At 65.8% G+C, this 12,996-nt stretch carries 16 protein-coding genes, 1 pseudogene and 1 riboswitch; of the genes and pseudogenes, 6 read left to right on the plus strand and 11 right to left on the minus strand.

Annotated elements, in window-relative coordinates; translation table 11 throughout:
- Together E0E39_RS16145 and E0E39_RS08665 are read right to left on the minus strand one after the other, a co-directional pair.
- Positions 1–221, minus strand: a pseudogene (locus tag E0E39_RS16145) (hypothetical protein); the annotation flags it as partial.
- Positions 218–628 carry a hypothetical protein gene (locus E0E39_RS08665; RefSeq protein ID WP_245988254.1) on the minus strand — a complete coding sequence of 137 codons (411 nt, stop codon included), beginning with the start codon at positions 626–628 and terminating at the stop codon, positions 218–220. The pseudogene E0E39_RS16145 and the gene E0E39_RS08665, both read right to left, overlap by 4 nt.
- Between E0E39_RS08665 and E0E39_RS16620 the strand changes: the two genes are divergently transcribed.
- Both E0E39_RS16620 and E0E39_RS08670 read left to right on the plus strand, forming a co-directional pair.
- Positions 615–743: a hypothetical protein gene (locus E0E39_RS16620; RefSeq protein WP_281275588.1), complete on the plus strand. Its 129-nt coding sequence runs from the start codon at positions 615–617 to the stop codon at positions 741–743. The two genes, E0E39_RS08665 and E0E39_RS16620, sit on opposite strands and share 14 nt — an antisense overlap.
- Before the next feature lie 408 nt (positions 744–1,151).
- Positions 1,152–1,700, plus strand: coding sequence for a DUF1707 and DUF4870 domain-containing protein (locus tag E0E39_RS08670; protein ID WP_130874381.1), 549 nt, complete (start codon positions 1,152–1,154; stop codon positions 1,698–1,700).
- Positions 1,701–1,986: 286 nt separating this feature from the next.
- On the opposite strand, the gene E0E39_RS08675 is transcribed toward E0E39_RS08670, so the two are convergent.
- From E0E39_RS08675 to E0E39_RS08710, 8 genes are all read right to left on the minus strand, one after another.
- A complete protein-coding gene (locus tag E0E39_RS08675; protein WP_130874382.1) occupies positions 1,987–2,226 on the minus strand; it encodes a hypothetical protein in 240 nt (79 codons plus the stop codon).
- Positions 2,227–2,321: 95 nt separating this feature from the next.
- Positions 2,322–3,131 (minus strand): energy-coupling factor ABC transporter ATP-binding protein, encoded by an 810-nt coding sequence (locus E0E39_RS08680; protein ID WP_130874383.1) that lies wholly within the window; start codon positions 3,129–3,131, stop codon positions 2,322–2,324.
- On the minus strand, positions 3,119–3,877 hold the full coding sequence (gene cbiQ, locus E0E39_RS08685; protein ID WP_130874384.1) for a cobalt ECF transporter T component CbiQ: 759 nt from the start codon (positions 3,875–3,877) through the stop codon (positions 3,119–3,121). The genes E0E39_RS08680 and cbiQ overlap by 13 nt, the downstream gene beginning before the upstream one ends.
- Entirely contained in the window at positions 3,867–4,181 is a 315-nt protein-coding gene (locus tag E0E39_RS08690) for an energy-coupling factor ABC transporter substrate-binding protein (RefSeq protein WP_130874385.1), read from the minus strand. The genes cbiQ and E0E39_RS08690 overlap by 11 nt, the downstream gene beginning before the upstream one ends.
- On the minus strand, positions 4,178–4,855 hold the full coding sequence (locus tag E0E39_RS08695; protein ID WP_130874386.1) for an energy-coupling factor ABC transporter permease: 678 nt from the start codon (positions 4,853–4,855) through the stop codon (positions 4,178–4,180). The genes E0E39_RS08690 and E0E39_RS08695 overlap by 4 nt, the downstream gene beginning before the upstream one ends.
- A gap of 33 nt (positions 4,856–4,888) precedes the next feature.
- A riboswitch (cobalamin riboswitch) is annotated at positions 4,889–5,015 on the minus strand.
- Positions 5,003–6,499 carry a precorrin-3B C(17)-methyltransferase gene (cobJ, locus tag E0E39_RS08700; RefSeq protein ID WP_130874387.1) on the minus strand — a complete coding sequence of 499 codons (1,497 nt, stop codon included), beginning with the start codon at positions 6,497–6,499 and terminating at the stop codon, positions 5,003–5,005. Its footprint overlaps the riboswitch before it by 13 nt.
- On the minus strand, positions 6,496–7,146 hold the full coding sequence (locus tag E0E39_RS08705; protein WP_130874388.1) for a precorrin-8X methylmutase: 651 nt from the start codon (positions 7,144–7,146) through the stop codon (positions 6,496–6,498). Before E0E39_RS08705 ends, cobJ begins: the two co-directional genes overlap by 4 nt.
- A gap of 5 nt (positions 7,147–7,151) precedes the next feature.
- A complete protein-coding gene (locus E0E39_RS08710; RefSeq protein ID WP_165444704.1) occupies positions 7,152–8,282 on the minus strand; it encodes a precorrin-3B synthase in 1,131 nt (376 codons plus the stop codon).
- A 61-nt stretch (positions 8,283–8,343) separates the two neighbouring features.
- On the opposite strand from E0E39_RS08710, the gene lipB reads away from it, so the two are divergent.
- From lipB to E0E39_RS08725, 3 genes are all read left to right on the plus strand, one after another.
- Positions 8,344–9,006, plus strand: coding sequence for a lipoyl(octanoyl) transferase LipB (lipB, locus tag E0E39_RS08715; RefSeq protein ID WP_130875671.1), 663 nt, complete (start codon positions 8,344–8,346; stop codon positions 9,004–9,006).
- Between the two features lie 72 nt (positions 9,007–9,078).
- A complete protein-coding gene (locus E0E39_RS08720) occupies positions 9,079–10,032 on the plus strand; it encodes a lipoyl synthase (RefSeq protein ID WP_425470633.1) in 954 nt (317 codons plus the stop codon).
- Positions 10,032–10,835 carry a DUF4191 domain-containing protein gene (locus E0E39_RS08725; protein WP_130874391.1) on the plus strand — a complete coding sequence of 268 codons (804 nt, stop codon included), beginning with the start codon at positions 10,032–10,034 and terminating at the stop codon, positions 10,833–10,835. Before E0E39_RS08720 ends, E0E39_RS08725 begins: the two co-directional genes overlap by 1 nt.
- A 7-nt stretch (positions 10,836–10,842) precedes the next feature.
- Here the strand turns inward: E0E39_RS08725 and E0E39_RS16625 are convergent, their stop codons facing one another.
- Positions 10,843–11,148, minus strand: coding sequence for a maltose acetyltransferase domain-containing protein (locus tag E0E39_RS16625; RefSeq protein ID WP_130874392.1), 306 nt, complete (start codon positions 11,146–11,148; stop codon positions 10,843–10,845).
- A 77-nt stretch (positions 11,149–11,225) separates the two neighbouring features.
- Between E0E39_RS16625 and E0E39_RS08735 the strand changes: the two genes are divergently transcribed.
- Positions 11,226–12,986 (plus strand): ABC-F family ATP-binding cassette domain-containing protein, encoded by a 1,761-nt coding sequence (locus tag E0E39_RS08735; RefSeq protein WP_130874393.1) that lies wholly within the window; start codon positions 11,226–11,228, stop codon positions 12,984–12,986.
- The last annotated feature ends 10 nt before the right edge of the window (positions 12,987–12,996 follow it).

Here is a 12,996-nt window from a genome sequence, read left to right on the forward strand (position 1 = left end):
CCCGTGGGACGGGCACCAGGAACCCGCCCAGACCCCCCGGGCCGACCCGGACGACCGGGCTGACCACCAGACCCCGGCACCCTGATCTCAATCAAACAGGAACCGGAGTATCTGTCTTTTTGGCCGCATCGGATATTGCCCTCGGCGTTGGCCTGTTCCACGAAGCTGGTTGTGGTCAGGAAACAGGCCACGATCATGGTGATGGCGACGAGGCGTTTCATGCTGAACACCCCAAGGCGTCTTCGTTCGTGGCATCCCCGAACTTCCAGCCATCCTCGGTCTTGACCACGGTCACATTCCACTGGAGATACCGCGGCCGTCCCGGCACCACCACGCTCTTGCCCGTCTGCGAGTCGATCAGATCAATCTGTCCGACGTCCGTGCACATCTGCACATCCACCATCCGCATGCCATCAACCTCGACCGACTCCGACGCACCCGTAATGTGAACAACCGTGGCCCCGGTCTGCACATGCTTGTTCTCGCGGTACTCAGCGAGAGTGCTCATCTGTATGTCCTGGCTCTGCCCCGTGGTGATCTCCTCCAAAGGCTTCGGGTCAGCATCAGGATTACCGAACACCTCATCCGAGATACGGATGAACTCGATTACCGTGTTGGCTGCTTCCAACTGCTCCGAAGTGAAGGTCTCCGACGGCTGCGGCTTCACCGGCATCGACGAAACCGGCGGCAACGACGTCACAACCGGCGACGACGACGTCGCCACCGGCGAGGAGGACTGCTGAACACCAGCACCCCCGGACCCCGAACCACCACCACTACACGAACACACCAACACAACAACCGCCACCCCCACCACAACGGCCCGCCCCACACAACCACTCATCACCCAACACCTCCATTGGTGCCACAACCCCGAACCAGCATCTCCAACCCGGGAATCCCACGACACTAGAACCAACAACAGAACCCCACAGGACACCAGACGAAACTCTGACCAAAAGTTAAGGGCCCCACGAGCCGATTCACCCGGCATCAGGGAGCGGAACGGGTGGTTTCGTCTCCGCCGGACTCCCTCATCGGACGCAACCGCATCGGGGTGCCTCGTCGCAGGATCCCTCAGGGGCTCCACAGGGGCGAACCGGGGCTGACCCCAATGGCGCCGTCACGGTGGCAGCGCGACACTGGACTACATGACCACGCCGAACATCAGCGACACCGCCCGGGAGAACGCCATCCAGCTCGTTCAACGCGCCTACGCCGAGGGACGCATCAACGAGCCGGAACTGGAGCACCGGTTGGATCTGATTCTCGAGGCCAGTTCGCATCAGCAGCTGCGCCTGGCCGTCGCGGACCTGCCCATCCCGCCACGGCCGCTGGCACCGACACAGTCACACACAGCTGTTCGCCGACCCACCACATCCTCCACCGATATGGCTGCGCTGATCCACTTCTCCGGTCTGTTCTCGGGGCCGATCGGCCCCGGCCTGGCCTGGCTGATGACACAGAAGAACTCGGCGGTCAATCGCGAAGCGGCGAAAGCGCTGAATTATCAAATCTTGGCCGTTGCCGGGTTTGCGGTAACCATGTTGCTGAGCATCATAGGTTTCGGCATTCCGGCTTTTCTGTGGTCCGTCGGCTGCTTGGCACTCACGATCATCAGCGCCGTCAAGGCGAGCCGGGGCGAGGACTGGGAGAATCCCTTGACCCAGATCACGGGATTCCGTCCCATCACGTACTGAAATCGCTTCTTGAACAGCAATCAGCCAAGGCAATCATTTCGTTCCAAGCGCCATCAACTTGGCGAGTTCCCGACGCCATGAGGCTTATTGGTAGAGTGCGATCCGAGCTGATTTGACCCGCAGCACCAGCGAGCAGGGCGCCTCGAAACCCCGGCTGCCGTGTCCGGGGAATCGCAGCAGGTTCTGCTGTGTGACTGCCGGGTGGTTTCGAGGTGGACCGTTTCCTCGTCGCGGTCCGGCTCAACCAGCTTCAGGGAAGCCGTGAACAAGCTTCCAAGCATCTTCATCAGCTTTCAAGTGCACTGGGAATCCAAGCTTCCGGCCTCTCGGCCCCTTCGAAGAGATGACCCGGCAACCACATGGGGTTTGCCAGATACCCTCCGAGGTTCTCGTCGATCCGCCCAAGTTCGGGATCCATACCATCCCATTCCATGGTCGACCCTCCTTCCCCTCTCAGAACTTTGAACCTGGAGGTTTTTCGAGGAGCTTCCAAGGACGTTGATTCAAGCTCTTTCGTTCTTCTCATGAGAACAACCATTTCTTGTGAAATTATTTCGCTTCGTGTTCGGGCACCGCGAACCTGGATCGCAGCAACCCCGTGAACCCGGCGATGGGTTCGTTTCAGCCTGCGGACCAGCGTTGCCTGACCTGTTCGACGCTGGTGGCGGGGGTTTTCCACCCCAGTGCCGCGGACAGTTGCAGCAGAATCGGTTGACGCAGGCGGGCGGCCGCCAGGAGCCCGGCGTCGCTGAGCAGCTCCACGGGACCGCCCTGACGCAGCCTGCCGTCAGTCATCACCGCGGCATGGGTGGCGAAGGCCAAAGCGTTGTCCACCTCGTGGGTGGAGAACACCAGTGTGGTTCCCCGCGCATTGATCTCCTCCAGCGTCTGCAGCAGGGCCTCGACTCCCGCGGGATCCAGACCTGCCGTCGGTTCATCAAGCAGCAACACATCCACGTTCATCGCCAACGCACCGGCGATGACCACGCGTTTCCGCTCCCCGTAGCTGAGTTGATGGGTGGGTCTATCGGCCAGGTGCTCGATGCCCATGGCGGATATCGCCGAATCCGTGGCCTCGGCGGCCTCGGTCTCGGACAGTCCCAGGTTCAACGGACCAAAACTCACGTCCTGCCGCACATCCGCAGAGAACAACTGGTCGTCCGGGTCCTGCAGCACCAACTGCACGCGACGACGATGCGCCCTCAGCCCAGCACGGTCAAAACGCACCGGATCCCCGTCGAGGAGAACCTGCCCGGCCGCCGGCCGGTGCGCACCTGCAATGGTGCGCAGCAGGGTGGTCTTGCCCGAGCCGTTGGCACCGAGCAACGCCAGCCGGGCCCCCGCGGGAACCTCCAGACGCAGGTTCCGCAACACCTCACGCCCCTCGAAACCCGCGACGATTCCCGTCGCGACCAGTCTCATCGCGTCCACAACGCAACTCCCCACACGAGGACCATTCCCACCAACACCCAGACCGGGAGATGTCGGTTCCCGCGTCTGGAAGGCAGGGTGGTCAAGGTTGATTCGTGTCCCCGAATGGCCAGGCCATCGGCCAGACGGGTGGAGGCCGACCAGGTCCGCACGGCCACCGCACCGACCAGCTGTCCCGTCTCGGCGAACCGCCGCTTCACCGGACCTGCGCCACCGAGCCGTTGTAGCTGGGCCTGGCGCACCAGGACCAACGAATTCCACGCGGTGAAGATCATTCGGTACATCAGTGAGGCGATCTCGATCAGGACGGCAGGAACGTGCAGTTTCCTCAGCCAGCTGAGCAGGTCCACCATGGGGGTGGTCATGGCCAGCACCAGCACTCCCAGGGTTCCAGCCGTCGCTCGCAGCAGCAGACCGATCCCCAGTGTGATGTCCGCTTCCCGGATTCCCAGCCATCCCCAACGCCAGCCGGGTCCCTCGAAAGCGCCGATCGTCAGCGTCGCCGAGACCGCTCCCAGGATGATGAAAACCGCGGGAGCGGTCATGGCGGCGAGAACCATGCGGGCCGGAATCCTGGCGACTGCGAGGACGGCGACGGCCATTGCTGCGACGAGAACTGCGGTTGGCCACGGATGGGCCAGCAACGCCGTCAGCACGAGCAGCAGCGACAGCCCCACCTTCTGACCGACCGGGATGACTCGCCAAGGACTGTCCCAGGCAGCATCGTCCAGGCCGCTAATCCTCAACGGACGCGGACCTCCCGGCTTCCTTCTCGGCCTTGCGTCTACCGGCCATGCGGCCGAGGCAGTAGAACATGATCCCGGATCCGAGGGCGGCCTGCATGGCGAACAGACCCGATTCGACCTCGGCACCCGCGGGCGGAGCGATGGGTTGGAACCAGGGTGTGGCGCCGTTCTCCTCGAGGATGTCGGTCACGGCCGAATCGGTGCCGCCGAACTCGGATTCGGCAGGCGCCGTGTAGAACGGAATGCAGAACAACAGGACCAGGGCAACGAGTCCTGCGACGACTCCCCACTTGTTCAGTTTCATGACGCCGCCTCCGCATCCTTGCGGGAGAGCACACCGAGCTTCGACAGCTCGGGCGATGCGACCCTGGTCAGGAAGGAGAACAGGAACACACCGAGAACGCCCTCGGCCAGGGCCAACGGAATCTGGGTCAGGGCGAAGATCGACATGAACTTCACCAGCGTGGCCCCGAAGCCGCCCTCGGTGCCCGGGTAGGCGATGGCCAGCTGGAAGCTCGTGACGACATAGGTGCTGAGATCGGCGACGGCCATGGCGAGGAACACGGCCACCATCTTGTTGGCCTTCTTGAACAGCACCCACATCAGATAGCCGCACCACGGTCCCGCGATGGCCATGGAGAAGACGTTCGCCCCGAGGGTGGTGAGGCCGCCGTGCGCCAACAGGATCGCTTGGAACAGCAGGACGATGGTGCCGAGGAAGGCCAGGACCGGAGGTTTGAACAGCACTGCCCCGGCCCCCGTCCCGGTCGGATGTGAGGACGAACCCGTGACCGAGGGCAGTTTCACCGCTGACAGGGCGAAGGTGAAGGCACCGGCCGCCGCCAGCAGGAGTTTGGAATCAGGATCCTTTCGCACCTGCCTCACAACGGCCTTGGCCCCGTGGACCACGAACGGCGTCGAGGCCACGAACCAGGCAGCTGCCTGCAAAGGAGGCAGGAATCCTTCTGCGATGTGCATGACGAGACACATCCCTTCTGCGAAATCATGCGTTCCGCGACGGGGCGTGGGACGAGTTCCTGACTCACCTGGTTTGGCTCACAGTGGCGCGACCGTCCCGGATTTGCACCGGGTTCCTCGTGACTAACCCACGCTTCACACCTCACATTACCGGACGAAGCGTGGCGTCCACACCCTGCCTGTGGCAGTTGCCCGGGTCAGGGAGGACCCGATGATCACGAGAGTTTTCATGTCCACTCGGTCCGGATCGAAATCGCCCAGGGTGGTCACGGTGCACGATTCCTCAGCCCGTCCGACATCGCGGGCCAGCACCACAACGGTCCCCGGGGGACGTTCCTCGAGCAGCACGGCCTTGGCGGCGTGAAGCTGGTCGGGACGGGCCGCGGAACGTGGGTTGTAGATGGCCACCGCGACATCCGCCCTGCTCAGGTGCCGCAGTCGGTCAGCGACGATCTCCCAGGGTTTCAGCCGATCGGACAGGGACAGACATGCGAAGTCACCGCCGAGCGGGGCCCCGGCCAGTGCGGCAGCCGCCTGGGCGGCGGTGATGCCGGGCACCACCCGGATCTCCACATTCGCGTAGCGCGGATCCTCGGCGGCCTCGAAGGTGGCAGCGGCCATGGCGAACACGCCGGCGTCCCCACCCGAGACGATGGCGACGTCCTGTCCTGTCAAGGCCAGGTCCAGCGCCTCCCGTGCCCGCTCCACCTCCACGGTGTTTCCCGAGGGGTGCAGGATGAGTCCATGCCTGGCGGGCACACGCCTGACGTAGGGCGCGTAGCCGAAGACGTGCCCCACTCCCGCGAGCACCTCTCGGGCCTCGGGACTGAGCCACTTCTCGGGGCCGGGCCCGAGCCCGACCACCGACAGCGTGGCCCCCCGTTCACCAGCCGCGGGCTCATCGGGGACGTGTCGCCCCGCGTCATCGGCGCGACGATCCCGACCGGGCACCACGATGACGGCGAAATAGGGAACCGTCACAGGATCGACGTCGGCGGCGGGCAGCACCCGCTGCTCCTCCCACGTGGCTCTCTCCACGTAGATCGCCCGCTCCAGCAGACCCGCGGAGGTCAGTGCGGCACGCACCTTCGGGAAGTTGCGTCCCAGCTTCATCACCACCGCAGCGTCGGTCTGCGCGAGCCGCCAGGCAAGTTCCGGTTCGCTCATCGTGCCCGCAAGGATCGTCACCACGTCCTCGTGACGGCTGAGTGCGGTGGCCGCGGCCGACGTCGCCCCCTGGATGGACGTGACCCCCGGCACGACCCTGCAATCCACATCCTTCAAGCGGTCCAGCAGGTACATGTTCGTGGAGAAGAACAACGGATCCCCCTCGGCCAGCAACACCACGTCACCGGCCTCGAGGAGTTCCCGCAGCCGAGCGGCGGAGGCGTCGTAGAAATCGGCCATGGCTCCGTCGTACCCCCGCACGTGATCGGTGACACCGGTGGTCACGGGATACTCGAAGGTGACGACGGGGGTTCCGTCCGCGATCTGTTCCCGCGCGACGCGAAGGGCAATGGATTCCCGTCCCGGCCCGGAGAAGCACGCGACCGCGCTGGCCCCGTGGATGAGGCGGGCGGCCTTCAGGGTGAGCAACTCGGGATCGCCGGGTCCCACGCCGACGGCCCACAGGACTCCGGTCACAGCTCGGACTCGCTCGCCAGGGCGTTGATCGCCGAAGCGGCCAACGCCGACCCGCCACGATGTCCGTGAACCACGAGCCACGGCACCCCGAAGCCGGAATCCGCAAGGGCCTGTTTCGACTCCGCCGAGCCGACGAAACCGACGGGTACGCCGATGATCGCCGCGGGACGGGGACCGCCGTCGGCGATCAGTTCCAGCAGATGGAACAGCGCCGTCGGGGCGTTTCCGATGGCGACCACCGCACCCTCGAGGTCATCCCCCCACAGCGACACCGCGGCCGCAGACCGGGTGGTTCCCCACTCGTCGGCCAGCACTGCCGCCTGTTGGTCGCGCAGCAGACAGCGCACCTCGTTGTCGGCGGGGAGACGCCTGCGGGTGATGCCGGCCTTGATCATGTTCGCGTCGACGAAAATCGGTGCTCCTCCACGCAGGGCCTCGCGCGCGGTGGACACCAGATCGGGATGGAAAACAACGTGCCGGGGCAGATCGAGATCACCGGCGGCGTGGATCATGCGCACCACCACCTGGGATTCCTCAGGGGTGAAGGCCGTCAGGTCAGCCCCTTCCCGGATGATGCGGAAGGACTCCGTGTAGATGGCGGAGCCATTGGTTTCGTATGGGTAGCGTCTCGCGGGTCTTCTCACCATTGCGGTCACCTGTCGGCCGCGGCCAGAACGGCATCGACACCCGCTGGGGCGATGAGAGCCACGTGTTCCCCGCCGGGCTCGCCGCAGACCCGGTCGCAGCCGGAGATGTGCACGAGACGGTGGAACGGCGTCGGGTGAGCGGTTGCCACATCCTCCGCGATGGCCCGGGTGTCGACCTGCGCGTTGTTGCACGGTTTGCCGTAGCAGGCGGTGAGCGTCATCCACACGGATTCGGGTCGGGTCATCAGGCCTGCGGCCTCCAACTCCACGAGACGATCCGCGGCTCCGGGCACCACCACTCCACGCCATGGGGTGAAAACGAGTCGTCCCTCGCTGCAGTCGGCGGCGACGCGCTGCAACGCTTCGGCCTGGGGCAGGGTCAGCAACCCCAACGGAACACCCACCACTGCCGCTCCCGCGTGCACCCCGTAGCTGAGGGGACGTTCGGCCTCGGGGCGCTGGAACTCGATCTCTTTCCCGATGCCATCGAGGAGGGCCTCGGGGTTGGTCAACTCGCGCACGTGCCAGGCGGGTTTCTCCCCCGAATCGGCGACTGCGAGGAAACGATGCGCCAGCTCGATCAGGGTCGGAACGGCCTCGGTGGCCGCGATTTCTCGCGCCTCCTCGCAGCCTCCGACGAAGACCACGCCCCGACCGTCGGGGAGGGCGCGGTAGCCCAGGTCGAAGGCCTCACCCAGCACGTCGTCGGAGCCGTCGTCGAAGACGAACAGGAAACGCCCCGGCAGGTTGGGCAGTTCGGGGTCGGCGATGATGGCGGCGTCGAGTTCACGCACGGCCGCGGAGAGGTCGGCGTTGACGGGGGCGATGGATGTCAGGGGTGAGCACACCACGGTGCGGATGCGCTCGTGCGCCGGGGATGGCATGAGCCCGGTGGCGAAGGCGTCGCGCACAAAAGGCGCCGGAATCGGTTCGGGCAGGGCACGCACCTGAAGGTTGTTGCGACTGGTGATCTGGATCTCCGAGTTCGCGTACTGCGCGGCGAGTTTTGCGACGGCGACGATCTGATCCGCTTGGACGAAACCGCCGGGTAGCCGTAGGCGCACCATGTTCCCGTCCACGGTGTGGTAGGGGCGCAGGAGGCCGGGACAACGGTCACGTTCAACGGTTCGGATCATGCCTGCCATTCTGCCTGCACGGTCCGAAGCACGGCATCCCGGGGTGTCATCCGGGGCTACGATGTCCGCGATGTTGACCTTCGAGTACCGCGGCCTGGGCCCCGAGCATTTCCGCAGCGACTACCAGGAATCCTGGGATTACCAACGCCGGGTACACGCCGAGGTCGCGGCCGGGAAGCGACCCGGACACGTGATCCTGCTGGAACACGACCCCGTCTACACGGCGGGACGGGCCACACTGCCCGAGGAGCGTCCCTTCGACGGCACCCCGGTGGTGGACGTGGACCGGGGCGGGAAGATCACCTGGCACGGCCCCGGCCAGCTCACCGGGTATCCGATCCTGCCCCTGCCCGATGGCGTCGGGGTGGTGGATCCGATCCGGCGTTTCGAGGACGCCGTCGTCGATCTGCTGGCCGGTTACGGCCTGGACGGGCGGCGCGTTGCGGGCAGGACCGGGGTCTGGCTGTCCGCTTCCGGGAGTCGTCCGGAACGCAAGATCTGCGCCATCGGAATCAGGGTCGCCAGGCGAACCACGATGCATGGTTTCGCACTCAACGTGCTCCCCAACCAGGAGGCGTTCGGCAACATCGTTCCCTGCGGCATCAGCGATGCCGGGGTCACGTCCCTGGCGGAGGAACTACCCGGGAACTGGGTTGTCTCCACGGTGGCCCACGATCTGGAGCCCCATCTACGCAGGCACCTGACGGTCTTCAGCCACGGGTGAGCCGGGCGCACGAACCCACGAAGCGGTTGGATGAGCCACGCGGCCAGCGCCTCAGCAGGTATCATCCCCCGGGTGACCGCTGTACATCCGGATAGACGTCGACTGCTCCGCATCGAGGCCAAGAACGCCGAGACCCCGATCGAGCGCAAACCCGGCTGGATCCGCACCACCGCCCGCACCGGCCCGAACTACAAGGACCTGCAGCAGATCGTGCAGAAAGCGGATCTGCACACCGTCTGTCGCGAGGCGAACTGCCCCAACATCTTCGAGTGCTGGGAGGATCGCGAGTCCACCTTCCTGATCGGGGGGGACCAGTGCACCCGGCGCTGCGATTTCTGCCAGATCACATCCGCGAAACCCGAAGGTTACGACCCGGCCGAACCGATGCGTGTCGCCGCTTCGGTGAAGAGGATGGGGCTGCGTTACGCCACCGTCACCGGGGTCTGCCGCGACGACCTGCCCGACCAGGGCGCCTGGTTGTACGCCGAGACCATCCGCCAGATCCACGCGGTCAACCCGGGGGTCGGGGTGGAGATGCTCGCCCCCGACTTCTCCGCGAAACCGGACCTGGTGGGCCAGGTCCTGGACACCCGGCCCGAGGTGTTCGCCCACAACGTGGAGACCGTGCCGCGGATCTTCAAACGCATCCGCCCGGCCTTCCGCTACGACCGTTCCCTCGACGTGCTGAGGATGAGCCGCGACGCGGGACTGGTGACGAAATCGAACCTGATCCTGGGAATGGGTGAGACCCGCGAGGAGATCTCCCAGGCCCTGGTCGACCTGCACGAGGCGGGCACCGAGCTGATCACCATCACCCAGTACCTGCGCCCCAACGCGACCCTGCACCCGATCTCCCGCTGGGTACCCCCCGAAGAGTTCGACGAGCTCGCCGAGGAGGCGAAACAGATCGGCTACTCCGGTGTGCTCTCCGGTCCCCTCGTACGCTCGTCCTATCGGGCGGGCAGGCTCTACAGGACTGCCATGGAAGAACGCAAGAAGGCCGCGCGGAAGGCTGGTATCAGGTGATGGCACGCAGTGAGAGGGCCCAGGAACTGGCCCAGCGACAGAAGGAACAGAAGCAGAGGCAGAAGGAGAGGGCACGCGCCGAGAAACTGCGCCGCAGGAACTCCACCAATCCGGCCGACTGGGGCCAGATCCGCCAGATCAAGGAGTCCTACAAACTAACGAAACAACAGGACCCCAAGCTGCCGTGGATCCTGCTTGCCGCAGGCCTCGTCCCGTTCGCCCTCATCCTGATCCTCGGGTTCGTGCTCCAGTCCCCCATCCTGTGGGGAATACTGGGTGTTGCCGTCGGTCTGCTGGCAGCATTGTTCGTGTTCACACGACGCATCAAACGCGCGGCCTTCAGCCGCTACGAGGGACAGGCGGGCTCCGCCGAGCTGGCGTTGAACATGCTCGGGAAGAAGTGGAAGCACACCATCGCGGTGGCGGTCACCCGCAATCGCGACTCCGCGAACGTGGTGCACCGCGCCATCGGTCCCGGTGGCCTCGTGCTGATCGGCGAGGGGAACTCCAAAGGTCTCAAAACCCTGCTCGCTTCCGAGAAGAAGAAACACGAGCAGGTCGCCTACGGTGTGAACGTGATCACCTTCGTGGTCGGCAGGGGCAGCGGACAGGTGCCCCTCGACCAGCTCGCCGACCAGATCAAGAAACTCCCGAAGTCCCTGAGCACGTCGAAGATCACCGAGGTGGAGGACCGACTCCGGGCGCTCGACGCGATGCGACCGAAGCTTCCCATGCCGAAGGGCCCCATGCCCACCGGCAAAAGCGGCATGAAAGGGGCCCGGCAGGCGATCCGGGGGCGGTGAAGGGCTCTCAGGGGATGGCCCGAAGGACCCGGGCCGGATTGCCCACGGCAACGACATCGGCCGGGATGCTGCGCGTCACGACCGAACCTGCACCGATCACGGAGTTGTCCCCGATGGTGATCCGGGCGACGTCCAGCAGTTCCCGGGCCTCTCGTTCATCATCCGCGATCACGGCCAGGTGGTACTCGTGGCACAACCGCATGGCGCGCTTGGCGATCCTCGTGTTCTCCGGATGATCGGCGATGTACAGGTCACCCGCGAGCATCCGTTCCCGATTCGTGCGTGAATCGCCGGCGAAGTGGTCGGTTCCCATGCCCCGAAATTCCAGGAGGCAACGGCGGGAAGCATCGGTGGCTGGATCCCACGGTTTTCACTGGTAGCTTTCCGGACGTGGCAAATCTGGTCAATCTGGAATCCGTCTCGCACGCCTTCGGCACCCGCGTGCTGCTGGACGGGGTGAGCCTCGGGATCGGGGCCGGTGAGGTGATCGGGGTGGTCGGCCGCAACGGGGACGGAAAAACCACCCTGCTGCGCATCCTGACGGGAGACCTGGTCCCCGATTCCGGACGGGTGACGATCTCGAACTCCGCTTCCATCGGGGTGCTGACCCAGCACCAGGCCGGTTCCCCCGGTGAGACGATCCGGCAGGTGGTCCTCGACGGCGCCGCCGACCACACCTACGCGGCCCGGGCGGACCGGCGGGAGATCGTCGAGGCGCTGCTGGCGGGAGTGGACCTGGACCGCCCCGTCGAGACCCTGTCCGGTGGCGAACGGCGGCGGGTGGGGCTGGTCGAGGTGCTGCTCGGCGACCACGACCTGATCGTGCTGGACGAACCCACCAACCATCTCGACGTGGAGGCGATCGCCTTCCTCGCCTCCCATCTGCGTTCCCGCACGGCGGCGGGGCTCGCGATGCTGGTGGTCAGCCACGACCGCTGGTTCCTGGATGCGGTGTGCACCCGCATCTGGGAGGTTCACGACGGCGTAGTGGACGCCTACGACGGCGGTTACGCCGCGCATGTGCTGGCTCGGGTCGAGCGGCAGCGGCAGGCCGCGGCATCGGAGGCGCGCCGCAGGAACCTGGCGCGCAAGGAACTGGCGTGGTTGCGGCGCGGGGCCCCGGCCCGCACCTCGAAACCGAGGTTCCGCATCGAGGCAGCCGAGGCCCTCATCAGCGACGTGCCGCCGCCACGCGACCGGCTGGCCCTGGAGAAGTTCGCCACCTCGCGGCTCGGCAAGGACGTCTTCGACCTGAACAACGTCGGCTACGCCGTCGAGGACCGCACGCTGCTGGACCGGCTCACCTGGTCCATCGGCCCGGGTGACCGCATCGGGCTGGTGGGCGTCAACGGCGCGGGCAAGACCACGCTGCTGGATCTGTTGGCCGGCCTGAGGGCCCCTCGGAGCGGGAAGATCAAACGCGGCGTCACGCTCAGGGTCGGTTATCTGTCGCAGAGCGTCGGTGAACTGGACGACGATGACCGCGTGCTGCAGTCCGTCACCCGTCTGAAACAGGCGACGCGGTTGGCAACCGGCAGGGAGGCCTCGGCCGGCAACCTCCTCGAGGAGTTCGGTTTCACCGGCGACAAACTGGTTGCCCGCATCGGCGACCTGTCCGGCGGGGAACGCCGCCGCCTCCAGTTCCTCCGGCTGCTGCTCGAGGAACCGAACGTCCTGCTCCTCGACGAACCCACCAACGACCTCGACATCGACACCCTCACCGTGATCGAGGACTACCTGGACACCTGGCCCGGCACCCTGATCGTTGTCTCCCACGACCGCTACTTCCTGGAGCGCGTCACCGACACCTCGTGGGCGCTGCTGGGGGACGGTTCGTGTGTGCTGCTGCCCGGAGGTGTGGATGAGTACCTGGAGCGGCGCCGCGAAGCGAGGAACAACTCCCCCGCATCCGTTCCCCCGACCGGGGACAGGCCCCGATCCGATGCAGCGGTCGAACGCGCCCGGAAGAAGGAGCTGGCGCGCCTGGAGTCGCAGCTCGCGAAGGTGGAGTCCGAAATCGAGCGCATCCATGACGCCATGACGGCCTCGGCAACGGATTTCGAGAGGCTCGCCGCGCTGGACTCGGACCTGCGGGCCGCCCGGGCGCGCAAGGACGAGTTGGAGGACGCCTGGTTGTCGGCGGCAGAGTGATCCCGGAGGG

It is taken from the genome of [Pseudopropionibacterium] massiliense (genome assembly GCF_900607225.1).
Lineage (GTDB): Bacteria > Actinomycetota > Actinomycetes > Propionibacteriales > Propionibacteriaceae > Arachnia > Arachnia massiliensis.